Source organism: Bradyrhizobium sp. CCBAU 11361, assembly GCF_028128935.1.
In the GTDB taxonomy this organism is placed as follows: domain Bacteria; phylum Pseudomonadota; class Alphaproteobacteria; order Rhizobiales; family Xanthobacteraceae; genus Bradyrhizobium; species Bradyrhizobium niftali.
Map to the genome: position 1 here is coordinate 91,251 of NZ_LBJZ01000182.1, position 26,764 is coordinate 118,014.

General features: G+C 58.1%; 18 protein-coding genes and 1 pseudogene. 11 read left to right on the top strand and 8 right to left on the bottom strand.

Features of this window, described 5'->3' with window-relative positions:
• Positions 1 to 12 precede the first annotated feature (12 nt).
• Positions 13 to 855 (bottom strand): glucose-1-phosphate cytidylyltransferase, encoded by an 843-nt coding sequence (rfbF, locus tag XI08_RS24620; RefSeq protein WP_271576353.1) that lies wholly within the window; start codon positions 853 to 855, stop codon positions 13 to 15.
• 255 nt (positions 856 to 1,110) lie between these two features.
• Between rfbF and XI08_RS24625 the strand changes: the two genes are divergently transcribed.
• Entirely contained in the window at positions 1,111 to 2,277 is a 1,167-nt protein-coding gene (locus XI08_RS24625) for an acyltransferase family protein (RefSeq protein ID WP_135173154.1), read from the top strand.
• Positions 2,278 to 2,326: 49 nt separating this feature from the next.
• Here XI08_RS24625 and XI08_RS24630 read toward each other — a convergent pair whose 3' ends face one another.
• Complete coding sequence (locus tag XI08_RS24630) at positions 2,327 to 3,238, bottom strand: aldo/keto reductase (RefSeq protein WP_442869858.1); 912 nt, start codon at positions 3,236 to 3,238, stop codon at positions 2,327 to 2,329.
• Positions 3,239 to 3,463: 225 nt separating this feature from the next.
• Positions 3,464 to 4,531 (bottom strand): annotated as a pseudogene (locus XI08_RS24635) (acyltransferase family protein); the annotation flags it as partial.
• 802 nt (positions 4,532 to 5,333) lie between these two features.
• On the opposite strand from XI08_RS24635, the gene XI08_RS24640 reads away from it, so the two are divergent.
• From XI08_RS24640 to XI08_RS24650, 3 genes are all read left to right on the top strand, one after another.
• A complete protein-coding gene (locus XI08_RS24640) occupies positions 5,334 to 7,814 on the top strand; it encodes an Ig-like domain-containing protein (RefSeq protein ID WP_271576329.1) in 2,481 nt (826 codons plus the stop codon).
• A gap of 348 nt (positions 7,815 to 8,162) precedes the next feature.
• Positions 8,163 to 9,239, top strand: a complete 1,077-nt coding sequence (locus XI08_RS24645; protein WP_271576330.1) for a glycosyltransferase family 2 protein — start codon at positions 8,163 to 8,165, stop codon at positions 9,237 to 9,239.
• Between the two features lie 238 nt (positions 9,240 to 9,477).
• Entirely contained in the window at positions 9,478 to 10,749 is a 1,272-nt protein-coding gene (locus XI08_RS24650) for a lipopolysaccharide biosynthesis protein (protein WP_271576331.1), read from the top strand.
• A gap of 45 nt (positions 10,750 to 10,794) precedes the next feature.
• Here the strand turns inward: XI08_RS24650 and XI08_RS24655 are convergent, their stop codons facing one another.
• The 3 genes from XI08_RS24655 to XI08_RS24665 all read right to left on the bottom strand — a co-directional run bounded on the left by XI08_RS24655 (position 10,795) and on the right by XI08_RS24665 (position 14,148).
• Positions 10,795 to 11,520, bottom strand: a complete 726-nt coding sequence (locus XI08_RS24655; protein WP_271576332.1) for an FkbM family methyltransferase — start codon at positions 11,518 to 11,520, stop codon at positions 10,795 to 10,797.
• A 69-nt stretch (positions 11,521 to 11,589) separates the two neighbouring features.
• Positions 11,590 to 12,513: a glycosyltransferase family 2 protein gene (locus XI08_RS24660; RefSeq protein ID WP_271576333.1), complete on the bottom strand. Its 924-nt coding sequence runs from the start codon at positions 12,511 to 12,513 to the stop codon at positions 11,590 to 11,592.
• A 60-nt stretch (positions 12,514 to 12,573) separates the two neighbouring features.
• Positions 12,574 to 14,148 carry a hypothetical protein gene (locus XI08_RS24665; protein ID WP_271576334.1) on the bottom strand — a complete coding sequence of 525 codons (1,575 nt, stop codon included), beginning with the start codon at positions 14,146 to 14,148 and terminating at the stop codon, positions 12,574 to 12,576.
• Positions 14,149 to 14,332: 184 nt separating this feature from the next.
• On the opposite strand from XI08_RS24665, the gene XI08_RS24670 reads away from it, so the two are divergent.
• The 7 genes from XI08_RS24670 to rnk all read left to right on the top strand — a co-directional run bounded on the left by XI08_RS24670 (position 14,333) and on the right by rnk (position 21,743).
• A complete protein-coding gene (locus tag XI08_RS24670) occupies positions 14,333 to 15,562 on the top strand; it encodes an O-antigen ligase family protein (protein WP_271576335.1) in 1,230 nt (409 codons plus the stop codon).
• A 16-nt stretch (positions 15,563 to 15,578) separates the two neighbouring features.
• On the top strand, positions 15,579 to 16,595 hold the full coding sequence (locus tag XI08_RS24675; RefSeq protein ID WP_271576336.1) for a hypothetical protein: 1,017 nt from the start codon (positions 15,579 to 15,581) through the stop codon (positions 16,593 to 16,595).
• Positions 16,596 to 16,599: 4 nt separating this feature from the next.
• Positions 16,600 to 17,748, top strand: a complete 1,149-nt coding sequence (locus XI08_RS24680) for an acyltransferase family protein (RefSeq protein WP_271576337.1) — start codon at positions 16,600 to 16,602, stop codon at positions 17,746 to 17,748.
• A gap of 114 nt (positions 17,749 to 17,862) precedes the next feature.
• A complete protein-coding gene (locus XI08_RS24685; RefSeq protein ID WP_271576338.1) occupies positions 17,863 to 18,807 on the top strand; it encodes a hypothetical protein in 945 nt (314 codons plus the stop codon).
• A 159-nt stretch (positions 18,808 to 18,966) separates the two neighbouring features.
• Entirely contained in the window at positions 18,967 to 20,406 is a 1,440-nt protein-coding gene (locus XI08_RS24690; RefSeq protein ID WP_271576339.1) for an undecaprenyl-phosphate glucose phosphotransferase, read from the top strand.
• A 432-nt stretch (positions 20,407 to 20,838) separates the two neighbouring features.
• Entirely contained in the window at positions 20,839 to 21,309 is a 471-nt protein-coding gene (locus tag XI08_RS24695) for a GreA/GreB family elongation factor (RefSeq protein WP_271576340.1), read from the top strand.
• Between the two features lie 20 nt (positions 21,310 to 21,329).
• Positions 21,330 to 21,743 carry a nucleoside diphosphate kinase regulator gene (gene rnk, locus XI08_RS24700; RefSeq protein WP_271576341.1) on the top strand — a complete coding sequence of 138 codons (414 nt, stop codon included), beginning with the start codon at positions 21,330 to 21,332 and terminating at the stop codon, positions 21,741 to 21,743.
• A 1,011-nt stretch (positions 21,744 to 22,754) separates the two neighbouring features.
• Here rnk and XI08_RS24705 read toward each other — a convergent pair.
• Both XI08_RS24705 and XI08_RS24710 read right to left on the bottom strand, forming a co-directional pair.
• Entirely contained in the window at positions 22,755 to 24,704 is a 1,950-nt protein-coding gene (locus XI08_RS24705; RefSeq protein WP_271576342.1) for a response regulator transcription factor, read from the bottom strand.
• 217 nt (positions 24,705 to 24,921) lie between these two features.
• Positions 24,922 to 25,545 carry a response regulator transcription factor gene (locus XI08_RS24710; protein WP_271576343.1) on the bottom strand — a complete coding sequence of 208 codons (624 nt, stop codon included), beginning with the start codon at positions 25,543 to 25,545 and terminating at the stop codon, positions 24,922 to 24,924.
• Between the last annotated feature and the right edge of the window lie 1,219 nt (positions 25,546 to 26,764).

The window sequence follows — 26,764 nt, forward strand, 5'->3', positions numbered from 1 at the left end:
TGCTTCATCTCCTCAGATTGTTGCCCGATCGGCGATTGCGGGGTGCGATACCTTGGTGCTTCCATTTGCGGCGCCGCCCCTGTTCCAGACGCACCAGGGTGGATCTCCGGTATCCCAGAGATCCTGCAGAATGGCCTTGTCGCGCAAGGTGTCCATGTTCTGCCAGTAGCCATGGTGCCTGTAGACAGCCAGTTGGTCCTGCTCGGTCAGACGGGCGAGCGGCTCGTTCTCCCAGCTCGTACTGTCGTCGTCGATGAGATCGAGGGCTTGAGGTTCGACAACGAAGAAACCTCCGTTGATGACCTGACCGTCGCTCGCGTCCTTCTCGCGAAAGCCGGCCGCGCGGGGGCGGTCAGACGAGAGATTGATCGCGCCAAAGCGGCCGGGCAGCTGGACCGCGGTGACCGTCGCCAGGGCGCCCTGCTGATGGTGGAATTTGATTAGCGCACGTATGTCGACGTCGCTGACGCCATCGCCGTATGTCATGCAGAAGGTCGAATTCCCGAGATGCTCGCGCACGCGTTTGAGGCGCCCGCCGGTCATCGTCTTCTCTCCGGTATCGACCAGCGTCACCTTCCAGGGCTCCGATCCGTTTCGATGCATTTCGATGCGGTTGCGCTGAAGGTCGAGCGTGAAGTCTCCCTGGTGAGACAAGTAGCTCATGAAATAGTCCTTGATCACCGTGCCCTTGTAGCCACAGCAGATGACGAACTCGTTGAGGCCGTAATGGGAATACAGCTTCATGATATGCCACAGGATCGGACGGCCACCGATCTCAACCAGCGGCTTCGGTACCACCGAAGTCTGCTCGCTCAATCTCGTACCGTAGCCACCGGCGAGAATAACAACCTTCATAGGGATCTCCTGTCCTAGGTTCCCGACCGAAACATGCGCAGATGCATTTTCGGATGGCGCAGTTCGGACCGTAGTTCGCTGGGGCACGACCAAGTTGATGACCGTCAACTCGGCAGAACGACATCGGTTGATGCCGCTCACCGCGTCATCACAAGCGTTCGCGTGCGTAGCGATTTGACGTTCATCAACTTGCCGATCTGCGCTGCCGATATTCAAAGATCGAGGCGAACGCCTACCACCCCGGAAGAACACGCGATGACATCGATCGGTGACAAGTGGGAAGCGGCGAAGGGACGGCCCGCGGGTTTCGATCTCCTGCGCATCTCATTGGCAGTCGCCGTCATCCTTTGGCACTCAGTCGCGGTTTGCTACGGTTTGCCCGCCGAGCAATGGTTCTATGGTGGATCATTGAAGCCCGTTGTCTGGCTTATCGTCCCCGCCTTCTTTGCCCTCAGCGGATTCCTCGTTGCAGGAAGCCTCGAGCGGAACAGCCTTCCGGCGTTCGTCACGCTGCGGGTTATCAGGATATTCCCTGCCCTGACTGCAGAAGTCGTGATCTCGGCTATGCTGATCGGCCCGCTCTTCACAAACCTCGCCCTGTCGCAATATTTCACCGACCCCGACTTCCTTCGCTATTTCCTCAATGCAATCGGTGACGTTCACTTCTATTTGCCCGGCGTATTTTCCGACTTGCCCGTGCCAAACATGGTCAACAGCCAGCTTTGGACCGTTCCGCACGAACTCGAATGTTATGTTGCCATCAGTGCGGCTGCGTTAATCGGCTTGACGAGGCGTCACCGGCTCTTCTTGTTCGCAGTCCTGTTCGTCGTGTGCGCATTGGCGCTGCGTGACATTGTTGGCGGGAAGCCCGCCTCGCCTGCCGCTCCTCCGGGCCGGATGCTAGTTCTCGCCTTCCTGTGCGGAGTGGCGCTGTTCCTGAATCGAACCCGGATCGTGTTTTCGCGCTGGCTGCTGCTGGTCAGCCTTGTAGGCTTCATTGCTTCCGTGCTCGCCTCGAACCGCGCCGGAGAGGATCTGGCCGCACTCTTCGTCAGCTACCTCACGGTCTATCTCGGGCTACTCAATTTCAACGTCGGACCTGTCACCCGGGTGGCCGATTACTCGTATGGCATCTATCTTTACGGGTTTCCCGTTCAGCAAACAGTTGCTCAGCTCCTGCCGAACTACCGCATTTGGTACGTCAATTTTGGGATCAGCCTTGCCGTGACTTCGATCTTCGCGATTGCATCCTGGCATCTGCTCGAATCCAGGGTGATGGCGGGGAAGAAGCCGATCCTGGCGTTCGTCTCAATGCTCGTGGATCGAGTGCGGTATATGCTCGTAACCGCGTGGGGTTTGCTGTTTCGCCGCCCTGCTGAAGCCGGTACTGCGCCTGCCAAGCCGCCGGCTCCGACAAACTGAGCGATATGAGCCAACCGGGGGAGCCACGGAAAACAAAACCCGAGCTGCCTCAAGTCCTCGAGAGGCGACGGGTCAGTCGACGAAATAAACCCATTTGCCCATAGGTCGCAGGATCGGGGCCGATCCTTCCATCAGGCCGATCGAGCCTCGAAATGACCGCGTGGTCGTCGCTGGTCAAATCAAAGTCGAACACGTCGATGTTCTCGGCCATGCGGGCCGCGTTTGCCGATTTCGGTATCGCGATCGTGCCATTTTCGAAGTGCCAGCGAAGCACGATCTGCGCAGGCGAACAGCCGCACCGCTCTGCGATGGCCAATATTCTCGGATTGGTGAGAGCCGCGCCCCGCCCAAGCGGACTCCATGCCTGAGTGACGATGCCATAGCGCTCGTGGAAATTTCGTAGCTCGCGCTGTTGGAACGCTGGATGCAGCTCGACCTGATTGACCGCCGGTACGACGCCGGTCTCATGCACGATGCGTTCCAGATGATCGGCCATGAAGTTCGATACACCAATCGACCGGACACGTCCCTGCTTCTGGAGCTCGATGAGCGCGCGCCAAGTCTCGATATATGCCCGCCGTTGAGGGCATGGCCAATGGATCAGATAGAGATCGACTACGTCGAGTTGCAACCTGGCAGAGCTTGCGTCGAACGCACGCATTGTCCGATCGTATCCCTGATCCTCATTGCGAAGCTTCGTCGTGATGTAGAACTGGTTTCTTACCCGCTTCAGGGCCGCGCCAACTCCGCTCTCGTTTCCATAATCTGCAGCAGTGTCGATCAAGCGATAGCCTGCGTTGATCGCGGATGTGATGACTTGCGGCGCAATCGCGTTGTCGATCTGCCAGGCTCCAAAGCCGAGTTGGGGCAATACATGACCGTCGTTGAGCAATGCCATCGGGACTCGAGTTGCAACCGCTGCAAGGTGCCCTCGCGACGGTTCTGCCTGCTTCAGCGGCATTCCAGAGGCAGCCGACGGCAAGGACGGTCCGGCTCCAGCAGCAGCAGGGGGCGCCGTGGCACGATCAGATGCGAATGCGTATGGCAGAGCGGCGGCGTCAACAACCACCGTCGGATGCAGCAGACGGCCGCCCGTCCAGCCGAGAAGCATCTTGGCCTTCAACCAGTCACGGATCGTTGGGGTGCGGCTTTCAAAAACGAAATAGAAGATTGCCGCTATGAACAGGCAGGCCAGGATGAAACTTGCGTTAAGCCCGATCGAGGCCAGCGTGAATTCCTGGCGATCACTGGCAACGGTGACGTTCAGGAGCAGCAGGATCGGATAGTGAATCGCATAGAGCGAGAAGCTGAACTTTGCGAGCTCCCTGCCGGCTCGAAGAAATGAAGGCAGCGACACCTTCAGATGGTCTGCGCCAACAATGAATGCGGCCGTGCCTAATCCGACCGACATGCTGAACGAGGCCCATTGAGGGAAGAGGCCCTTCAATGTGAGAAAATACAGTGCCATCATGCTCAAGAGGAAGCCGCCACACCACGCCCAGGCCGGCGCAACCACCGCATAGGCGATCACGCCGAGGCACCAGATGAAAAAAAAGAAGACAAACTTCAGACCGACATGCGTGCCGCCGGTGTCATGGTGTTCGGCGAGCGCAAACAGCCCGAAGACCGTGACGATCATCGCGATGTAGGCTGGCTTCTTACGCACCGAAATCAGCGCAAAAAAAAGCACATAGTACCAGAACTCGTTCGACAAGCTCCAGAGGGCGGCATTTCCTGCGAATTCCGAACAGGCTATCGTCTGGAGAAACAGGCCGTTGCAGATCGCAGCGGCTGCGCCAACAGGTGCGTGAAAGATGATCGCATTGTTGTAGAGGTCCTGATGCGAGGACACATATACCTGCCACCCCGCTGACTGCCGCGCCGAGATATAGAGGCAGAAGGATATCGTCAGCGCGGGCAGGAGCACGACATAGAGGCGCGATAAGCGCGCCGAGAAATAGTCGACAGCGTTCGGCCGTCCTCGCAAGGCTCTAACCAGAGCGGGCCCTCCCACAAGGTAACCGCTCAAAACAAAGAACACGAGAACAGCCGCGGGGCCATTCGCGCTTGCTGCCCACAGAATGGAATAGACCGCTCTCATTGCCGGGTCGTAACCCTCGCCCGGCAGCTTCTCCATGAACATCAACTGATAGGAATGGAATGCCAGGACCTCGACGGCAGCGAGGCCGCGCGCAAGATCGAGCCAGTCGGATAGAACATTCGAAATTCCGGTCTGTGCACGAAAGCCGATCACGTGATGCCTTCCGTCTCGAACCCTTTTCGGCGAACCACAGAAGAGACGCCATCCCTCTCGCTTAGACCCAACCGTTCCAATCGAGTTGACGATGCTCAATAATGAGCGGTGCAACAATAAGAGATGCGGACACCTCTCGTCGCACGGATTTCGACCACCGCACTCGTCGAAGGGTCGATGCTCAAAGCTTCAAATGTCAGAAGCGGCATGCGTCTCACCGAGGCGGGACAATTCGACGCAATGCGCTCAACATGCGACCACACCACAGCGAGCGAAACACAAAAACAGCCGGTATTTCCTCGTGATAGCAAACGTGGTGATCAAACAGCTCCTGCTGCCTCAAGCGGCAAACGTCACCATTAGACGGTGATGATGAGAGAACGCCTCACTGCCACCCCATTCCGCAACAAATCAATCACATTGACGACAGATTCTGTTGCAAGCGTGAACTCGCGAATGCGCCGGGTTGCATTTGCAGGTCGTTGCGCTGACGACCATTGCTCAAAATGAGTGCAATCACGGAAGCTGCGAAAATTTCGTTGCGGCGCGTCGATTGAACTTTACTGCGGCTTGGTTCATGCTTTCTGGAAAGGCTCAAGGTGATTCGGCAAGTCCGATTTCGGTAATGCGAGACGATGGCCGCAGGGCGTCCGGCCGGTTCTTGCAACTTTCGAGTATCAGCAGAAACAGCGTTTAGTTGGCGCGAACGGCGTGACGTCGATCGTACCTTCTGTCCCCGCACGTCGCGGGCAGCCTTGAATGCTGTCTCACATCCACGCATTCGAACGACTAGGAAAGTGAAATGGGGATTTCGTTATCGGAGCTGATCAAACAGAACACGCTTGGGCAGAGCGAAGGGTATCCTGCCGGTGTTCCGCACAGCTACAGTTGGTACAAGGGTTGGAATCCCGGTGGTCAGATGACACCGCCTGACGGCTTCACCGCGGTCGAAGGTTGGGGGCAGGTCTATACGGAGGAAGGCGCTCCGGCATCCCCAGGTGCGGACGTCGAAGTCGCGAACGCAAAAACCTACGTTCATATCAAGGAGACCGGCCAGTGGGTGCTGGTCCAGGACCAGTCAAAGCTTGGCATCGGAGGCGGACATTTCGTCTCTGATTTCGCTGGTAACTCAGCTTATCCGATGACGGTGACTCGCCTGTCAGACGGAGCGGCGAGCTTTGATGCGCCTTCGACCGGATACAACGATCATTTCTGGTATGGATCGCGCGGGACCTACATGGCCGGTACGGTCGACGGCGTTTACGTCCAGATGGACATGAGGACGACCGATGCCAACGCGAAACTGGTGGGCATGGTCGGCGTGGACTGGTGGCGCACCGCGACGGCTCCGTTTCTTGCCGACCACAGCAACAATCCAGGTGTCGGAGGCAGCAACTGGGTTGAGCTATCAACCCAGTGGAAGACGATCGGTTACTATTCCCTGAGCACTGCGGCGTTCCAGGCAGACTTGCCTCCGCCGTTGCTTGGATCTTCACCTCCAGTCGAGCCTTCCGACACGTTGGCACCGGCATCGCCCACGATCGCCGCACTCACGCCGGATACAGGTACCGCCGGAGACAACGTCACCAACGCCAAGCAATTGACGTTGAGCGGAACGGCAGAAGCGGGCAGCACCATCAAGGTATTTGAGGGCACCACCGTGATTGGCACGGCCAAGGCCAGTGCGAGCGGCACCTGGAGCCTGACCACAGCCCAATTGCCGGACGGCAATCATGCTTTCACCGCAACCGCCACCGACGCTGCAGGCAACGTCAGTTCAAAATCCGCTGCTCGCAGTATCCTTGTGGACACGCTGGCGCCGGTGGCCCCCAGGATCACGGCATTCACACCGGATACCGTCGCGGCCAAGATGACGAACACCGGGCAACTGACGTTGAGCGGCACGGCGGAAGCGGGCAGCACGGTTAAGGTCGTTGAGGGAACGACCGTGATTGGCACGACCAAAGCTGACGCGGGCGGCGCCTGGAGCCTGACAACAGCCCAGTTGGCTGCCGGGAACCATGCCTTTGCTGCGATGGCCACTGACGCTGCGGGCAACGTCAGCACGAAATCTGCTGCCCTGAATGTGACGGTGAGCGCGCCCGTCACCTCACCTCCGGCAGCTGGAGAGAACTTGCTGGTCAACGGGTCGTTCGAGGCAACGTCCTTGGCGCCTTTCGCTGGCGGCCGTTGGGGAGCTTACCAGTCGGTGTCCCGCTGGACCGCGATCTCCGGCGGCACGATCGAGCTCTGGAACAATCTTGGTGGAGTCAAGGCCAGCGACGGCGGCAATTTTGGCGAGCTCGACTATGCCGGCGCGCGAGATGGATTCTACCAGGACGTCAAGACCGTCGCGGGACAAGTTTATCAACTGTCCTTCGATGCGCGGTCACGACCCGGCTTCACCGGCGCGACCTGCTCGATCGAAGTGTTGTGGAATGGCTCAGTCATTGCGACCGTTCCGCCTAGCAGTAGTTGGGACACCTATGATTTCAAGGTCGTGGGCACCGGCAGCAACGATCGCCTTACCTTCCGCGAGGTAGCCAGCCAGGGTAGCGACGGCCTGGGTGCCCTCTATGACAATATCGAACTCACCGTCGCCACGCCCGCCGCTTCACTACCGGAAGCGGCGGATAAGAATCTCCTGGTGAACGGATCATTCGAGTCATCTTCGCTGGCGCCCCTCCAAGCCGGCCGCTGGGGGGCCTTCGATGCTATTCCGGGCTGGCACGCCATCAGTGGCGGAACCATCGAGCTCTGGAATAATCTGAACGGCGTGAAAGCAAGTGATGGCGTCAATTACGGCGAATTGGACTATGCCGGAGCTCGCGACGGACTGTACCAGGATGTGGAAACCGTGGCCGGCCAGCAATACGTTCTTTCCTTCGATGCGCGCTCGCGGCCGGGCTTCACAAGCTCGACCTGCTCGATCGAAGTCCTCTGGAATGGCTCGGTCCTTGGGGTCGTTCCGCCCGACAGCACCTGGCAAAACTATGATTTCACGGTGACCGGTACGGGCGGACAGGATCGCGTGACATTCCGCGAGGTTGCGGGCCAAGGCAGTGACGGGCTCGGCGCGCTCTATGACAATGTATCTTTGGTTGCAAAGCCCGCGAGCTCTGCCTCGGCGTCCCTGCTGAGCAGTGCAAATCAGGCGTTCGCGCTACTGAGCCAGTATACCGCGACCGATGCGACCACAGCCGGCGCCGTGACGAACGGGCCTCTCGCGGTCGATCCGAACGCTTCACTCGTGCAGACGCTCTCGTTGCCTGCCCAACACTAGTTTTCTCGCAATGGGATAGACAAAACCTCGGGGCGCCGTTTCACGGCCCCCGCATTTTTGTTTTGCGCCCGCCCGCGCGGAACCCTCACGCAAGCAGCCGCGGCCTGGCGAACAACGGCCGACGGAATTGATAGCCGTCAACTCGGCCCCCGTCTGTTGCAGTTTAGATGATGCCGGGCGCGCCCAGAATGATGCCGTTCGCCGTCCATGACGCCTTTGTGCGATTTCACACGTGGGAGGAGCCGGCCGTGCATTCCAGCAAGTTCGCTTCCGATCGGGAACCAAGCAATACCGGATCGAGCGTCTCATGGCGATTGCCGCGACCACACGTCTGACAATCGAAATTCCATGACACATTCGGCAAATATCAGGGAGTGTCTGCCCTCGAACCATGCGAATGCGATCGCGAGTCGTATGCCTTCGGCCACGACAAGCCATCCCTACGTGACGATTGCAATTCCCACGTATAACCGGGCCGCCCTATTGAAGGGATGCATCGCGTCAGCCCTGGCGCAGACCTACCCTCATTTCGAGGTTCTCGTTTCGAACAATGCTTCGCCAGACGATACCGCACAGACCTTGGACGAATTTAGCGACCCACGATTGCGCGTCATCACCCAGGAAACGAACATCGGCCTGCTCCCGAATTGGAATGCATGTCTCGCGAATGCCCGAGGCGAATACATCATCCTCGTCTCCGATGACGACAGAATAATGCCGTCCCTGCTCGAGCGATGCGTGGCCCTCATTGACCAACACCCGCAACTTCCAATCGTCATTACCCTAAGCAATCTACATGCGGCCTCGCTCGGCCAGACGCGCCCGCCGCGCGTCAGTCGGACTCTCGATACCGGCATTCGGGACGGCACCACGATTCTGAATGCGTTCCTGACCGACCAGATCACCGTTAACGTATGCGGCGTGGTGATGCGCACTGCCCTCCTGCGCGAGCGCGGCGGCATCCCGCTGGATCTGCCGCACACAGCCGACGTCGCCGCATGGGCGCCGCTGCTACTTCTCGGCAAAGCAGGTCTCATCAACGAGGCCTGCGCGACCTACACCTATCACGACGATTCCGAGACGGCTCGATTGGGGGTGGAGCAGCTTCTGCACGACGGACGCAAGGTCGCCGATTTGATCGCGCAGACCGCGGAATCCAGTGTCCAGGACACACAGCTGCGCAAGACCATTCAGCTCCAGGCCCGGCGCTGCTTTGCCCGTCGGGGACTGATCACGCTGACAGATTTTCGTAAGGGCGGTGCGAGCATAGTGGAGATGTCGAGCGTGGCTTGGCAATTTCGCCGGGACCTCCACGGCGTGAGCCTGCAAGCCGTCCTTCGTTTCGTTGCTGTCGCCCTTTGTCCGCCGTTTCTCGCAGTCCGCCTGCGTCGCCTGAGGCGTAGCACCCCGGAACAACTCGCTTGACGGTAACGGCACGAATTGTCGCCCGTCTCCGGACCCACGAGCCTGACAGCAATCGCACGGTCGGCCACAGCTTGTCGGCCTAAACCGTTATTGATGCCTCTCAAATTCGGCCGGCTCTTGCCTCAATAGGCTACCCCCGAAAGTCATTGGTTTTCCGATCGAGCGGACCGGACGCGAGATGAATGCGATGGTGATCCGTTATGCCTGATTCATTGCCTGCATCATGAGCACACCAGTCTTGCCCGACTCACCCGGCCGCCTCCTCGTCGATCTAATGGTCATGGCCATGCGGGCGAGCGTCATGGGCTGCAAATTCGGCCTTGCCCTGTTCATTGCCCGCTATCTTGATCTGTCGTCGCTGGGTCTCTATGGCCTCGCCGCCGGCGCGATCGCAGCCGTGCCGATCGTGGTCAATCTCGGTATGAACCACCTGCTGATGCGCGACGCCGTAACGGCCTCCACCAGCGAAATGATCGACAGCATGCGCCACTATTGGTGCTTCGTGGCCTTTGCCTACACGGTTCTTCTGACGATCGCGACGCTGGTAACCGCCCTCCTCGGCACTCCGCCTCTCTGGATCATCATCGTCGGCGTGATCATGTTCGAGCATGTGGGCAACGACATTTTCTACCTCCTTTCAAGCCTGCAGCGCCACGTCTGGGCAAACGCCATCGGCTTCATTCGCGGCGCAGCCTGGATCCTCATCTATGTTCCGCTCGCCGTTTGGGACACCAGCTTCAGATCGCTTCCGTATCTGTTCGGCTTCTGGTTGGTGGGAGGCGTAGCCTCGGTGGGGCTGTTCGCCTTCCTGAGCCGGTCATGGCCATGGCTGACATCGTTCTCCCGGCCGCTCCGGCTTGCAGTGATCACCGACGCGATCCGAAAGTCCTTCCTCATGCTGTTGAGCGACCTCGGCTTTATTACGAGCCAATACATCGACCGCTACCTGATCACACTGTTCCTGGGACTGAAAGTCGCCGGCGTCTACTTCCTTTTCTGGACGGTTGGCAGTTCCGCAACCACCTTCCTGTCTCTGGTTCTTCAGCAAAAGCAGCGCCCATCGCTAATCAGCGCATATCGGACTAGCGGCCCCTCGGCGCACCGTCAGCTGGCGTGGCGCTTCCTGCAGAGAACCGCGCTCGCGACTGTTGCGCTGAGCACGGCGGTCGGAATTACTTTCCAGGTCCTTCTGCCATGGATCGCTCAGCCCGCGCTCGTCGCCCAGTGGTCGGCATTCTGGCTGATCGTAGCTGGACTGTCCGTTCGCTATATGGCCGATTTCGGCGCCTTGGCTCTGTTTACAGCGCATCTTGACCGTCTGACGACGGTCACGAACCTGACCTCGGTAGGCGTTCTGGTGATAGCACAATTGGCGCTGTTGCCGTTCGCCGGACTCCATGGCGCCGGCGCGGCAATCCTGTTGACGTCACTTATCATGGCACTATGGCGCTACTGGTTGCTGTTCGGCTTCCCGATCTCGAACGCCTATTCTCGCCGAGTTGGCGCCTAATTGCAGATTCAGGGCGATCTCAGGAATGTCGGGAATGTTCAGCAATTAGTCGTAGCTGATATCATCAGCGTAATGAGTCCGCCTGAATACACAATCTACCTCGAGAAGCGACGCGGGATCCTGGGAGTAGTAGGTCACCGGGCGCAACTGGCTCAGCGTAAAGCCAGCCTCTCGCATGAAGCGGAGTGCCTCGTCGAACTTCCAGGTATCCTCATAAAGATGGATCAAGGGCAATTCGAGTTGAACGCCAAGCAGGCGATGAAGCGAGTTTGCACCTCCACGCAGGACGCTCTGCTCAAATCCCTGCGTGTCAACTTTCAGGAAAACACGCTCGGCGACGAACTCCTCAAATATCGAATCGAGCGTGGCGATCTGGACCTTGTCGATGCGAACCACTTGGGATTCGTAGATACTGTTCTGGCCGATCTCGGTCTGGCTGACTATCGAGCTCATGGCCGTGTTCTTGCTCACATTGATCTGGATGATGCCGTTGATATCGCCCAGCGCCAAATTTCGGCACTCCCATTTCTGATCGGGCCCACACCTATTCTCTAGTCTTTTGAACACATCAACCACAGGCTCGAAGGACACGATCCTCCCTGTGTAACCTTGTGATTTGAGATCGTGTACGAACTGGCCCTCGTTCGCTCCGACGTCCAGAACAAGGCTTACGGAACGGGATCGGAGGAACTCCGCCAAATTCGGATGATGACGGCGAATTTCGTATCCTGCTGACCTCACGAACGATTTCAGTCGGTCTTTCACCACCATGTCTCTGCTCCTGTCAGTTTTGGTCCAGCTCGGTTAGGCCGTTGATATTGCGCGGGTGGGACAGACGGCTCACCGCCTGCCGAATTGGCTTCGACGCCATCTCAGGAGCGGTGACACAATCGCTCTCCCTACCCGGGTCCGCCGCAGGCCGACCTTCACCAGGTCCAAGGCCGGCGATGGAAGTGGCGGCATCAGATCATCGCGCGTGAAGAACATTCCATCGCCCCGATCAACGTCGCATTCATCGGCTTCTCTCACGCGATCGCGCCAGGAGGCCAGCTCATGCACGGGTATTGGACCTTTTTCCACCCAGTCAGGCTGCAAGCCCTTCGCAAGCGCTCGGTTCGCCTCGTGCTTGAACAACCCCGGTTGCTGTTGACGTATCGCCAGTCGCTTGGATATCTGCGCCGGCGAGCGATATGGGAAATGCTTTAGACGTATCCGCGATGGAGCAGTCCGTCCGCGATTGTGTGGCCAGATCAGTCCGCCCCAACGGAGATCGCCTCGATGGCGAACGAATCGCGGTTCGCTCCAGTTGTTCTGATAGTACCTCAGCCGCTCCTGCACGGGGCGGGCGAGCCACTCAGCCGGATTCTCTTCGTAGTTCTTCAAATCGGCGTCCGTGAAATAGAAATTCATTGTCGCCGAGAGAACGAAGCCATAGCTTTGGGGCACGCTCCCAAGGAACTGCGCCGGATCATCGATAAAGAACTCGTCTGAATCGAGCCTGCACCACCAGTCCCCCGGCGACGCTACGTGCCGTCGCGTTTCAAATATTTCCCCACGGAGCTCATCGGTGAACGTCCGATCGTCGTGGCCAACAAGCTCGATCATGGGATAGCAATTCGCGAGGTCTTGAAGCGTCTCCCAGGTTCCATCGACGCTTCCATTGTCAAAAACGAAGATCCGATCGCTCCATTCGAGAGCCGCTTTCAACGTCTCGCCGACAATATCGTTCTCGTCTCGAACGCAACAAATGCTGAATATCTTCATGTCGAGGAATACCCTTGGTACCGGCAACGGCTACCGACGCGTCACATGGCACTATTCTACTCACCCCTTCAGCGGAGGCATTCTGGGTGATCGTGCGCCAATCCCGGCGCCGTTTTCCTCGTGGTCAGCCCATCCGACGGGATGAAGCCCCCTCACCCCATCCCCTCTTTGAACGGCCATCAGCAAGTTCTTTATCGGATCGTGATCCTCAACGGCGGTGACCGGGTTTGACGCCGGATACATGGTGCTCTTGGCGAGCTCGGGACCGAAGATGCCGCCTAGGCCAAGCAGAATTCCGCCAGCGACTGCCAATGCGACAAGCTGCGAGACTTGCGGAAACACCGGCGCTGTTGGCGTTATCGCCTTCTGCACCACTCTAAGACTGGAGAGCTGGCTCTTCTTGGCGACTTCGGAGCTTATCTGCTCTTCGAGAATACGAGTTGCATACTGTGCGGCGGCCAACGACGCGGTTGTGAGAACTCGTTTCAATCTCCCGTATTCTGCTTCCTTTGCGGAAAGCGACGCCAGCTCCTTGTTTACCTTCTCGAGCTCAGTTCCGAGTTGATTCAGAAGCTCCATCTGCCCATTGAGTTCGGCATTCAGCTTCATCAGCGTTGCCATGTTGTCCTGGTAAACCTTGATCAGAAGCAACGGCGGCTGCTCCTCAAATTGCTCCGGCGGCTTTGCGACCGGGTCAAGACCCTTACGGCCATCCTGCCCTCCGAGGGTGGTTACCATCCGACTGACGGCCTTGTTCTGCGCAACTGGCCGCAATATGGCCAATTGGTCGGCGACCGACAGTTTCTGTCCCTTCTTGTCCTCGATCGCTCCTCGCGTCGTGGCGATCAGCGCAGACAGATCACTGGCCCGTTTGAGAAGCAGCTGCCGCTGTTCGTCGACGGCATAGATCGAGGCCTCGACGGAGAAGCGCTTCAGTTCTGCAGCCGCTATCTCGGCGTCCTCCTCCAGCCGCTTCGTTTGTTGCTGGAAGAACTCCTGTGCACCTGGCATTTGCACGTCGAGGCTTTGCACGGTGACCAACGCGTTCGCGAGCTCGTTCAGATAGCTCGCGGCGACCACCGGATCCTTGTGACGGAACGTTATCCTCAATAGATCGGAGCGCCCCTCCTGCTTCGCATTCACGCGGTCTCGCAAGCTGAGAATGCCCGCTTGGTTGCGCTCGATGTCCTCTTCCGTCTCGTCAGCCGGCTTCGCCTGCGCCTTAGGTTCTGCAGTCTGTTTGGCGAACACGTCTCGAAGATCAATCTCGCTTCCCCACGCCATAAATCTGGCAAGAAGCGTCGGGTTTGAGTCGGACGATAGTCTCTCGTAACCGACGTTCTTCGCCGCCTCCAGGATGACCAGATCGATCTTGGCGATGCGCGACAGTGATTCCATTCGGCTTTGAAGGTCAACGCCCTCCCCGAACGGCGTGGCCGTCGCGTTACTGGAAGATCGTTCCTTGATCCCCTGCCCTGCACGAAGCAAGACGTATGCTTCGTAGCGGTCTCCAACCGCAGCGTAGTAAAGAAAGGCCGCGCCGGACGTCAGAAACAGGCATAGATATATGACCCATTGCCGACGCCATAACAGACCGAACGCGCTGGCTAGTACATTGCTCGTGCCACGTTCCACTGTCGGACTCCAATTCTTCTGACAGCTTAAGGTCCACCGAAGCGTTCGGGCGGGTATTGACGAACGTCAACTCAGACTTGGCAATTCCCGACATGTTGATCCGACAGGTCGGTCCCGGATAGGGCGCTCCCGTTCGGAGGGGCGACGCGGAACCGAAAGGTCAGAAGCGCGGAGTACGCCTGCTGTGAACGATCTAGCTCTGGGAAGAGAGGGTACACCGCACCTCGCTTCCGGTTCGACGACTATGCGGAGTCGCTTCTTCGTGGTGACCTGCTTTGGCCTCGTGTTCCTGAACTGCCTGACCTTTCTCTACCATTTCACCGGCTCGACGGTATTCAACGTCCTGAGCAATTCGACATGTGTGCTTCTGATCCTGTGGTCTGCGCGCCACGTGCTGATCGCGAACGAGAGAAGCTACTTTTACAATGCCCTGTTGACGCTCGCCTGCATCTTCACAAGCGCGAGCTACCTGGTGAACTTTGGCGCTTTCGAGCTATCCGATGGGTTGAAGCTTGTCTCGATCTACTCATTCTACGTAGCTGGCCGCGGTATGGCCGAGCCGGTGCAGCCGCACGAAAAGCGTTGCATCTATCTGCTCGCGGCATTACCGCTCGTGTTTAAGGTGATCGGTCACACTCAAGTTTACACCGGCATCGAATATCCTGACGTGTTCTCATACTTTCCGAACACAAACACGGCGGCGCTGTACTTCTCGGCCCTGTTCTTTGCCTTGTCTCCCTGGTTCGGAAACAAGGTCCTGGTCGCGCAGTTCATCAACGCTGCCATCATGAATCGTGTTGGTCCAGCCCTGGCGACCATCATCTCGATCGGCCTCTGGTCTTTCTTTCCCTTGCGGCCACAGGTCTTCGTCGCGCTCATCTTGCTGGCATGCGCCAGCGTTGCGGCCTACGCCGTCGGCGCGCTGGATCGACTGACAACCGGGTTGAACGCAATCGCGCTGATCTGGAGCCTCGATCCGAGCACCGTCGCTCGAATGTCGACAAAACAGTTGATCGATTTGACCGGAACGACGGACATGTCCGCGTTCTTCCGCGTCACCCACTGGACGAACATCTGGCAAATATATTCGTCGCTCGGACTCGGTGGAATATTGTTCGGATATGGCGCGAGTCAGACCGGCGTCCTCACCGTCTTGCCGCTGCCGCCGCACAACGACTACTTGCGCGTCTTGGCAGAGTATGGACTTCTGAATTTCATGGTCTTCGTCGTCTTCGTCTTCAGCATCGTATTTTCGCTGAAGGATCGGGCGGCGAAGACCATGTACACGGTGCTTCTCATCTACTTCCTATCCGAAAACCTGATCGACAATTTCACGTCGATGACCCTGTTCTTCTCCTATGCGGGCCGGTTTACGGCGCCGAAATGGCTGGCACGCAATCCGTCTAGCGCATGAGCAAGGAAGCTAGTTGATGGATTTCTCGATTTCCGATCTTATCAAACAGAATACCCCCGGAAGCAGCGAAGGCTTTCCGGCAGGCGTGCCCCCGAGCTACAATTGGTACCAGGGCTGGAATGATGGCGGGCTGTGGTCGCCACCCGCGGATTTCACCGCGGTCGAAGGCTGGGGACAAGTCTATCCCAAGGTGGGGACACCGCCGTATTCAAATCCCGACGCGGCGGTCGAGGTCGCCAACGCCAAGACCTATGTTCGCATCAAGCACGCCGGCGAGTGGACGTTGGTCCAGGACCAATCAAGAACGCAATTGACTGGAGGACATTTCGTCCCGGACTTCGTTGGCAATGTTGCCATTCCCATGAAGGCCACCCTTTTGGGGGGCGCGACGATCGCCTTCGATGCGCCTCCGGCCGGCTACAACAATCATTTTTGGTACAAGGCGCGCGGAACCTACCCGGCCGGCGCTGTGGATGCCGTCTATGTCCAGATGGAGATGAGGGTTACCGATCCGAACCTGCATCTCGTGGCCATGGTCGGCGCCGACTGGTGGCGCAACACGCGAGCGCCCTATCTCGAAGACCACAGCAACAATCCAGGCGTCGGTGGCAGCAACTGGATCGAACTTTCGACCCAGTGGAAGACGATCGGTTTCTATTCCATGAGCGCTGATGGCTTTCGCGCGAACCCAGCTCCGCCGCTGCGCGACTTGGTGAGAGAGGTGCCGCCCACGCGCCCTCCAACACCCACGCGGAGCGGCGAGAATTCCATCCAAAACGTACCGGGTGAACTTGCCCCCACCTCCAAAGAGCAGAAACACACCACCGCGAGCGGAACCGACCGATCCTCTCTAGCGGAAGAGACCTGGCAGCAGTCTACCAACTCCAGTTCACGCGCCATGCTCGCCGATCCAACCACAACACTCCATGCGTTGTCGAACGACTGTCTTTTGGCTTTCGCCCTGACCCTGGGAGCACTGGCCAAAGTCCGCTGGAGCAACCTGCCAAGTCGCAAACGAACAAACCGAGCGTGACAACATGACGGCCAACTCGTGGAAAGCGCCTGCTCTTCGTGTCGCGTCCGAGGAGATGCTGCATCTGGATCTGCTCCGATTCATCGCCTCCATCGGGATCGTTGTTCGACATTCGTTTGAGTTCTTCTTTCCGGCGGCCACTCGGTCGGCCCTACCGAGCGGCCTCGCCCTGTTCGTCGACCTCTTCTTCGTAATCTCGGGATTTGTGATCGCCCATGTCTACCAGGGAAAAGTCGGCACTCTTTCCGACTACGGGACATTTCTCCAACGACGTGTCGGTCGCCTCATGCCGCTGCACTGGCTGACGCTGGCGGCGTCAATCATCGTCTGGTCGGGATTCGTCGTGCTCGGCAAGGCGGGAAATCATCAACCATCCTTTGAAGCAACATGCATCGCGGAAACCGCCCTTCTCCTCAATGCGATGTTGACCTGCGGCAACGGAATTTCGTTCAGCAGTGTATCCTGGTCGATTGGCGCGGAAATGGTGATGTATCTAATGTTTCCGCTTTTCGCCTGGGCAGCGGTCAGATCAAAGTTTGGGCTTCTCGCGACAGCCTCACTTGTTCTTTTCGCAATGATCGTTGTCGATCTCTCTCAGAATTCCGTCGAACGCTCCTGGGTCGACGTGTGGCCACCTTTCCGGGCGCTCCCTTCCTTCATGATTGGCATTTGCCTGTTCTACTTCCGGCGCAAAGTTCAAATTCCCGCACCGGGGCGCATGCTGTTATTGTCGTTGACGCTGCTGCTGATCTCGATGATCACCTATACCCATCATCTCATCTCGCTAGGGCTCGTCTATGTCGTCGCAATCACCGCGATCGCGGCCGATCAGGGGATTGCACCAACTTTTGTGAAGCGCCTCGCCCCCCTCGGCCAGCTCACTTATTCGATCTATATGTGGCATTCCCTTGTAATTCTGATTGTCATGAATGCGATCGCCGACAAGCTCTTTCACGCGTCGCCCGGACTGATGGCCGCGTTCTGCATAGTCTCCTGGTTGATCATATTCGCTGTCTCCTATTTCTCCTACTTTGTGATTGAAACGCCGGCTCGGCGCTATATCGACGGTCTCGGGCGAGCGAATAAGCGTAGCGTCGCAGACGTCGTTGTATCCGAGAATGAAGGGTTTCGACGTCAAACAGGCTACCCGTAGCAACACGCGGCTGATCGATCCCGAATCGCAAATCCCATTCTTGACGTTCGTCAAGTCGGCCGCGCGCCCGGTGCCTACGAATGAGAAGACGTTTAACTGGTTATGGGTCGGTCCATGTCTGACACTTGCCATTTTGTCCCGTCCTGCTCGCCGCCCGCCGCTATTGCACGCATGATTTACGTCCTCGAGCGATCTGCCTCGGGTTGGCTCCTGTCGCTCGGCCTCATTGGAATTCTGGCCGTCTCTACCGAGAGGGCCGATGCGGCGAGCGGGAGACCGGACGCCGTCACCTCTGTGAGTCTCGCTACGAGTGTCATCGCGCAAAACAGCGTTGGGTATAGCCAGGCATATCCTGCCGGCGCCCCCAAGACATCCTCCTGGTGCAACGGCGCCTCCAAGCCCGAGAACGGCGAACCTCCCGCCGACTTCACTGCCGTCACAGGAATGGCATCGGTATTTCCCAAATTTGGGGCGAACACACCGAACAAGGACGGCAAGATCCTCGTCGCCAACGGAAAGACATATGTACGCCTTCGCAGCACGAAGGAATGGATCCTGGTGCAGGACCAGACAGAGAACGAGATCGTTGGAGCCCATTTTGACGCGATGGCTCCCAAGAACGTTGCTGTCCAGATGAAGATCGAAGTTCAGACGGATGGAGGCACCCTTGTTGACGGTCCCCCTCCCGGCCGCAACGACCTGATGTGGCTCGTGAGACGCGGCGGTTTCGCCGCCGGAGCTGTCGATTCTGTTTACGTCCAGATAGACATGAAGACGACGGACCCCGAAATGAAAGTGGTTGCCAACGTTGGGGCCGACTGGTGGCGTTCTCCGGACTCGCCGCACAACGGCGCCAATAATCGAGGTGCCGGCAACAGCAACTGGGTCGAGCTCTCCGCAGATTGGTCCACACTCTACTTCTTTTCGGGTAGCACCGCGCAGTTTGTCGCAGACCCGCCTCCACCCCTGGTCGAGTCTCCGCTTCCTGCTACAGCCCCCGGCACGCTGCGCACTGCATCTGGACCCTCGCCGTGTCTGCGGACCTTGGCGCCGCGATAGGCACCCTAACGCAGTTGATACTCGCGATCTCTGTCGTCGAAATGTCGCGAGGAGCTACATCGATATCATCGGGTTTGTAGTCTCTCGATGTGGGCTTTTGAATATACCCTTGCTTTCGTTAGTGCGTTGCCGCGTGCAGTCTTTGGAATGAGGCCTTCCATGTCATCAACCACATACGGTTCGAAGTCCTCATCCTCGATGTTGGTAAGACGCGGCGTCTCGCTGCAAAGACCGCTTCAATTTGCCATTATGGCAGGCGACTTCCTGCTCATACTGCTCAGCTATGTTGCCGCCAACCTAGTTCACCGCAAATTCATGGCAACACTGGCCGAGCGAGAACTTTCGGTCGGCGTCGCTTTGCTTGTGGCGACAGCGTTCGTCGCGATCGCCTTTTTCAGAGGATGCTACGATAACCACAGTCTGGCCAATACGAGCTGGCAGTTGCGTAAGGCCTCATCCGTGTGGCTTCTCTCACTCGCGATTCTCGCATTTTCTGCTTTCCTGCTTAGATCGACCGCCGAGCTGTCCCGCATCACCATCGTTCTGTTTGCAGCGGCCGGCCTTGTCGGTCTGGGCGCACATCGCGCGATCTGGCGCCTCGCCTTGAACTCTTCTTTCGCGCGAAGACATTCCGTCAAACGAAGAGTCGTGCTGATCAGCGGCGAGCCGCTCGACTTTACTTCAAGCCGCTTCAAGGACTTGCGCAAGAACGGCTTTCAGGTGGTACGTCACTTCGTTCTGGACGCCGCGCTAAAGTCTGACGACGCAGCAATGGAGCGCGAGCTGACGACCATCATTCGAGTTTCGCGCGCAGCAGGCGCCGACGAATTTCTTCTTGCCTTCAATTGGAACGACCTGCCGTTGTTTCAACACCTAAGCCAATGTCTGCGCCAGGTGCCAGATCCGGTTCGCCTGCTGCCGGATTTTGAGATCGCCGACCTTGTATCGCGGCCATTCGTACCCATTGGCGGATCAGTCGCGATCGAAATCCAGCGAGCGCCTCTCTCGGTCAGCGAGCGAGCCTTGAAACGCGGCGTCGATATTGGTCTTGCCTCGTTCGGATTGTTGTTCCTCGCCCCTTTGCTTGTCATGACGGCGCTCCTGGTCAAGCTCGACTCCCCGGGTAGCATCATATTTCGTCAGACGCGCCGCGGCTTCAACGGCGAGTTGTTCGACATCTGGAAATTCCGCAGCATGACGGTCTCGGAGAATGGTTCCGAGATCAAGCAGGCAAGCAAACAGGATGCGCGGGTTACCAGGATCGGGCGGATCTTGCGCAAGACCAGCATCGACGAATTGCCTCAGCTGTGGAACGTGCTGCGCGGAGAAATGTCGCTGGTGGGTCCGCGGCCGCACGCTCTCGCGCATGACAACTATTACGACCAGATGATTGGCAATTATGCCTGTCGCCGTCACGTCAAACCCGGCCTCACCGGCTGGGCTCAGGTGAACGGCCTTCGCGGCGAGACACCTACCATCGGCCTGATGAAGAAACGCGTTGAGTACGATGTCTGGTACGTCACAAATTGGAGCATTTGGTTGGACATTCGCATCATGATCCGGACCGTGGTAACGCTCTCGGGTCAGGACGTTTATTGAACCATTCTTGTCGTAGGCACGCGACGCGGATCACGCCGATTCCGGCATCGATCTGCTCGAATTGCAGGTGGGAGAGGAAGGACTGAAGAGCTCCCCCGCAGAAATCCTGTGGTGCTCGACTTACTGATATTTGCGGTGGCACAAGTCAGCTAGAACTCTTCATCTGACACCGCGGGCACAACCTCCCCGCTGCGCGGTTTCGTCGCAATGGCGGGGACGCAAGCAGGAGCTATATTTTTCACCATGACCTACGCGCTCGACATCGATGTCCGCATTGAGCGGCTCTGCCTGCACGCCGGACGTCTGCACGCGGGAGCCTAGCCGGACGGCCAACATCGTATCGCCGTCCGGGTTCTCTTCTCATCGAAAAGCCTTGCTAACGATTTCCCCACGGGAGTTCGTTCTGCGTTGTCTTGAACGGAAGGGGTCGTCATGTTGCCTTTACCTGCCATCTCGCTGATTGCATCCGACTATCCACGCCTCGAGCAGCTCGCGCGCGTCGCTGCCCAGCAAGGAGATATGGACGCCGGTTTCCTCATGGTCGAAATCAATCGCGCAGGGATCGTCCCGGACGACGCCGAGGATATCGAATCGATCGTCACAATCGGGTCTTGGGTGACATACTGGACGAATTGGGGCTTCGCGCGAAAGACGTTGCAACTTGCCTGGCCGGAGGACCTCACGCCCGATCTGGCTCAAATCTCAGTCTTGTCACCTTTGGGCGCGGCGCTGATCGGGCTCCATGTTGGAGATCAAATGCCGTACTTCGTTGCCGGATGCATGAATATCGTGCGGGTCGAGCGAGTGAGCCGGTCGGGGCCGAACGTCATTCGCCTGGCTCTCCCGCACCGCATTCCAGCGTTCGACTATGATGACCCCGATCCGGGGCCGACTGCCGCATGAATGCAGAGGAGAATTGGCAAATGGCCAACGGCAAGAATAAGAAGCAGCGCGAACCAGTGTTGCCGCCAATCGCAATCATGAGGGACGAAGCGCGCCGCCTCAGCGCATTGGCTGATTCCAGCATGGCGCGTTTCCCGCGCGCGGCGCATTTCCTCGCGCGCGAGACGGAACGTGCAAAGCTGGTCGCGGACGTTTCCGAACTGCGCGGCATAGTCCGCATGGATTCGCAGGTGCGCTATTGCGACGATGAAACCGGCGACGTCCGGGATGTGGTGCTGGTGTATCCGCACGAAGCCGACATAACACGCAAGCGTATCTCGATTCTCACGCCCGTCGGCGCCGCTCTAATCGGACTGTCGATTGGTCAGAGTATCGAGTTTCAGACTCCGGGCCACCACGCACGCTCGCTCACGGTTTTGGACGTGTCAGACTAGGCAAGGAAGGTGTGATATGCGCGATGTTTCGAGCAGAGAGGTGGTATTGACCGTCATGGCGATCGTCGTGGTACTGATCGGTGCGGTCTACTCGGTGAGTTTGACATGACTTTCCGAGAGCGAGCGCTCCGGCAATAGGGGCGCCCGCCGCCTCAAACAACGGCGCGGTACCCGGCCTGGTCCGCACGCCTATCCTCGGGGCATGGATCGGGATGATTTCGGTTCACAGAAGCGGCCGGCCGACCAGGGCGAGTCTGCGATCGATCGGATCCGCCGAAGCGATGCTACGCAGGCCATCAAGGGCCAAGCTGATCAACTCATCATCGATTTGCGCAGAACAGACGCCTGCGGCGGGCTCGCTGACTGCGTGCGCCCCGCAATCACGTGCCCTTGGTGTGATCGTTCTTGACGACCTGGAGGCGCGGCCGAGGTCTCACCTCGAGCGTATCGTAGATCTCGTTCAGCGTGATGGACGTTGCCAATGACGTGAGGGGGATAGCGACGCCAACGTCACCGCCGTGAATCACTCAACCAGAGACACGGCGGCACGGGCGCGAGAGCATCGCCAATAGACCTCGCGAAAGCTCTCTATTTGCTTCTGTCCCAAAGCCAGCCTAAGCAAGCCCGCGTCCGCACGGACCTAAGGCTTCCGCTTGACCGGTACTGGGAGAACAGCTCCCTTTAAAAGCGAGTATAATCCTTTAGTTACGCTCGATAATGGCATTAGATGCCCCTATAGTTGCGCGATAGAGCACGGGGCAACTTAGGGGGCAGACGGTTTCCTCGTTGGAACTGTCGTTGAAAGCCACGAACGCCGTTGCCGCGTGCCGATTCCTTATTGGGGCATTGAGTATGGCAAACCGGCTTGATCGAGGAGTCAGCTGGCAAGCTGAAAATCAATTGTACGGTTGCGGACAACGTCAACGTCGCGTTCTATCAAAACGCGGTGCCGATCGTCCGCGAAACGACGGTCACCCATAACCGCGGCCCGACCATTCGATCATTCTGTTGCTACACAATCAAATCGTGAGCTGCATGAAGATTGGCGTGCCAGTGATCGTGGTGCGCATTTGAAATATCAATCTGGTCAGCATCCTGGACCCGCAGCGGCCCCTCAGCAGGCTGACCATCTCCAAAGGCTTCTCCACTTCCGTGGTTCAGTTGCTGTGGGTCAAGTATGTCTGAAGATGTATTGTCGGCGCCATTCTTGAAATGAAAGGAATCGCCAAGTTGGGTGACAACCGCTGATTTGGCGTGACCGGCGTTGTCAAAACAAGGTCCGCCGTTTCCTGCAGTCTTAATCTTCAATGCCGAATGTCCGTCGTTGGCAGAATTTACGGACGCCGTTGGTATATCCTGCTGCGGATTGCCAGTATCTAAATCACCAGCCTGTGGATGCTGTGCGTGTTGCTTGCCGGCCGCTGAGCCACCTTCAAAAGTCTGCAAATTGCCGTGCGCTTGTCCGCGATCCGAATCTTCTGCCGAGGCCTCATGCTTGGCATGCCCCTTGGCAGCTACGGAGGCGTTATCGGACTGATGCAGGGCCTTCTGCGGTTGATCGTGATTTAAATCGCCTCCCGGGGCCTCACGCTTAGTGGCTTCGGAGCTGTTGTTGGAAGGGCGCAAATCCGATTGCGATCGACCCTGATCGGACACATGATCCCGGCCTGTCTGCGTTGGGTCACGCTGTGAGGCTTCGTTCGCGGCCGCCGCAACAACGTCAACGGCCCCGGAATCTCGGGGAATAGTGATTTCTCGGTTGCTGCTGCTATCCTCCGCATGGGCATTGCCGACATAAAGCTCGCTGCCGTCTGTGGCGATTGTATCGCCTTGGGCGAACTCGAATGCGAACGCCCTATCGTACACGGCCGTCCCGCCGAAATTTGCGAAACCGGAAAGTGCGGATGCCGGTCCGTTGGCGTCGCTTGCGGTAGATGAAGTGACGATTTCATCGCCGAAATCGAACGCCTGCATAGCGTGGTTGGCACCATCGAGCTCGTAGATCAAGGCGGCGAAAGCTGCAACCATGAAAATGCTGTAGCTGCTCGAACCGGGCCTCGGCGCGTTGAGTGTCGCCTGCGCAAATAGGCTCGCAGCAATCTCAGCCACGGGATCGACAAGTTTGCCGGTCGGCGATGACGTGCCGGTTGCGGCGCTGGCGTGGTCCTTGCTCGCGCCTCTGGCGGGGGTGCCACCTGTTACTGTTTCCTTGCGTCTGATTTTGATGGTGACGACCTCCGCACAATCGTTTGCGGCCATGACCGTGAAACTTTCGGTTGCGGCGTGACCGGTCGAATCGTCCAACGCTGCCAGGATCGCAGCTGCCAGGATACTCATCGCGCCATAACGGCGCGACAGTGCCAGCGCGACGAGCTCCGTCCGGCTGTTGATTCCGAGCTTCTGTCGCGCGTGGTCGATGTGGATCCTGACGATCTCTAAAGAGACACCGAGGATCCGAGCAATTTCACTGTCGGACAAACCTTCGGCGACGAGATCCATGATCGTCCGCTCGTTGACGGTCAGAACCGCCAGAACGTTATTGCCGAATGAGGCGATCCCATTAGCTTCGTTACCGACCCTCGCCAGGTCGGACCCCGGTGTTTCCAGCCTCAAGGACTGCACCAGCGCTTCTGGTTTGGCGTTCATCGAAATAGCGCCGCAAGCGCCAGTCGCCAGTGCCTTGGCAAGATCGCCGCAGGTAACGGTAGCAGTGAAGAACACCAAGCGGGAGGAAAGGCCTTCGTCGTCCACGACGGCGAGGGTGTCGGAGGCGGTTACATCGGTGAACCCGTCCTCCAGTAACACCACATCGGGCGTCAAGCTGCGAATGGCCGCAAGGCAACTAGCTCCATCGAGACAGCACGCCACCACTTCGAAATCGGGCTGCGCTCCGAGCAGCGAGACAAAACCCTGCAGCACAATCGGGCGTCGATCTGCTATCACGAGTCGAACGCGACGCATGGGCTTCCTTCGCTCGGCGTTGCAACACACATGAGAAGCGGCGATTTAACTCCGACCGGCCGATTGCGTTCCTAATGTCATATGGAGTTCGTGCGTCCTCCAGTCGGCCTTAAAACCATCAATGTTTCGATTTTCAAGCACAACGAATAACCGCATTGGTGAGCAGAACATTTTCCGATGTCACTATTGCGCGAAAGCGGGCCCAGTCGACGACTCTTCACCGGTGCAAATCGATCTCGACTGAAATCCGGACGAGGTCGGAGTGATTCTTGGCGCCGAGCTTGGACTTCAGCATGGAAGTCGTGTTGGCAACGGTTTTATAGGAGATGCCGAGTTCGGCTGCGACTTCTGAGATACGCTCGCCACGAGCCAAAAACCTCAGGATCTCGAGTTCGCGCGGGCTCATCTGCGTCAAAGGACTGGCCTTGATCGCCGCGGCCGCAAACGTCGTCGCCTTAGCCAGACGCGGTGAGACGAAGCGCTCCCCGGCGGCAGCCTTCCAGATGGCCTTGGCCAGGAGCCGGGGATCATCGCTCTTCGAGACATATCCTTGAACGCCCATCTCCACAGCGCGCGCCACGTACGCCGGATCCTCACTCACGCTGAGCATGACTATCTTGGCAGCCGGATCATCCTTGCGGATGCGCCGGCTCAACTCGAAGCCGGTAAGGTCGGGAAGCCTCACGTCAACCACCGTGACGTCGGGATGCTTCTGCAGGTACGCGCGGTGGCCCTCCTTTGCATTGAAGGCCTCCAGGATCTCGACGGAAGGGTCCGACGTGAACAAGGCCCGGCAGCCCGTTACCACAACGGGATGGTCGTCGACGATCAGTACCCGCATGTCTTTCTGGCCCTCATTCTACGTCCTCACGTCCTCCAGTTGTGAACGTCGCGAGCGCTGGAATGGTTCACTTTCCGAGCGTACGCCGGGCAATCCATCAAATGGAGCACAAAGTACAGCAGGCCTTCGCGGGAGCCGGCAGAGGCCGGGCGCGGCGCGCCAATGCCAAATGTTCACGATTTGTTCTGATCGGCTTGCCGTTCTTGTTCGCCGTGAACTTCGCCGTCGGGCTTTCTCTTGAAATCCAAACGGCGACGTGTCAGGTGCCGAGCGCGTCGCGCAATAGCGCGCCAGCCGCAAAGCTCCAACAGCCAGAAGATCGGACCTAAACGAGAGCAGAACCGGTGGTTCATGCACCGTTCAAATCGAGCTTAACCAGGCCCTTCCACGGGGACAACTGTGAGGCGGGCCGCACGCCCAAACATCAGACATTAACTTCGGTTTTTCGGACACCAAAGAGTATCACGTTGATCTAATCATTAGTCCCGTAAGAAGCGACGTCGACAAGGTTATTCTCGTTACACCGAGGACAATCTTTTGATACGGGCGCTCAGGAAATTCGCAGTTGTGGCTCTCACGCAGAACGGGTGTTTTGACCATCAACGATAAGACGAGGATAAGGAATCGGGGCATCTCTGTGAGAGCTTGAGCCTCTAGGGCTGCGGTGATAATCAACGTTCCTTTGGATCTTTGCCACTGAGGTACTGTCGCGTTCACGCCGGGAGCTACAAGTCTGCGCTCGCCGCGCTTTAGAACTGCGACCGGCCCGAACTCGTCACCGAGAAGAACCCCTCGTCGCTCCTTAAGACTCGCAGAATAGATTTCACGTTGTCGAGCTTACTTCGATACTCAGGGTTTTTGCTTGTTAAGACCTGCTTTGCTTTCAGCCATCGATAACCTGCCGCCATTGATAATGGATCGAATGTTCCGCTTACTCAGTAGGACCCCTGTTGCCTTTAGAGCTTACTGCAGTTCGGTACGCTTCCATGTCACCCGATTGAAGCCGAAGTCAGACGGCGGAGAATGTAGCATTTGAACACTGCGTCCTTTGCTTCGGCGACCTCGGTCTCTGACTTGACTCGGTGCTTCGGGCCGCGCCATCGCGGGAGCAGATCACTCGCAAGCCCGCTCACCGAATAGCGGTTGTAGTACTTTCGAAAGGTCTGCGAGCAAGTGCCGTGGTGCGTGTAGAAGTCTCGCACATTGGTGAATGCCGTGG

Bases quoted from the DNA above. Each gene is read 5' to 3' on its own strand.
- XI08_RS24660 (WP_271576333.1), bottom strand. From the start codon at position 12,513: ATGAAGATATTCAGCATTTGTTGCGTTCGAGACGAGAACGATATTGTC.
- XI08_RS24655 (WP_271576332.1), bottom strand. From the start codon at position 11,520: ATGGTGGTGAAAGACCGACTGAAATCGTTCGTGAGGTCAGCAGGATAC.
- rfbF (WP_271576353.1), bottom strand. From the start codon at position 855: ATGAAGGTTGTTATTCTCGCCGGTGGCTACGGTACGAGATTGAGCGAG.
- XI08_RS24685 (WP_271576338.1), top strand. From the start codon at position 17,863: ATGTCTGACACTTGCCATTTTGTCCCGTCCTGCTCGCCGCCCGCCGCT.
- XI08_RS24645 (WP_271576330.1), top strand. From the start codon at position 8,163: ATGACACATTCGGCAAATATCAGGGAGTGTCTGCCCTCGAACCATGCG.
- XI08_RS24690 (WP_271576339.1), top strand. From the start codon at position 18,967: ATGTCATCAACCACATACGGTTCGAAGTCCTCATCCTCGATGTTGGTA.
- XI08_RS24695 (WP_271576340.1), top strand. From the start codon at position 20,839: ATGTTGCCTTTACCTGCCATCTCGCTGATTGCATCCGACTATCCACGC.
- XI08_RS24705 (WP_271576342.1), bottom strand. From the start codon at position 24,704: ATGCGTCGCGTTCGACTCGTGATAGCAGATCGACGCCCGATTGTGCTG.
- XI08_RS24680 (WP_271576337.1), top strand. From the start codon at position 16,600: ATGACGGCCAACTCGTGGAAAGCGCCTGCTCTTCGTGTCGCGTCCGAG.
- XI08_RS24625 (WP_135173154.1), top strand. From the start codon at position 1,111: ATGACATCGATCGGTGACAAGTGGGAAGCGGCGAAGGGACGGCCCGCG.
- XI08_RS24675 (WP_271576336.1), top strand. From the start codon at position 15,579: ATGGATTTCTCGATTTCCGATCTTATCAAACAGAATACCCCCGGAAGC.
- XI08_RS24630 (WP_442869858.1), bottom strand. From the start codon at position 3,238: ATGCCGCTGAAGCAGGCAGAACCGTCGCGAGGGCACCTTGCAGCGGTT.
- XI08_RS24710 (WP_271576343.1), bottom strand. From the start codon at position 25,545: ATGCGGGTACTGATCGTCGACGACCATCCCGTTGTGGTAACGGGCTGC.
- rnk (WP_271576341.1), top strand. From the start codon at position 21,330: ATGGCCAACGGCAAGAATAAGAAGCAGCGCGAACCAGTGTTGCCGCCA.
- XI08_RS24640 (WP_271576329.1), top strand. From the start codon at position 5,334: ATGGGGATTTCGTTATCGGAGCTGATCAAACAGAACACGCTTGGGCAG.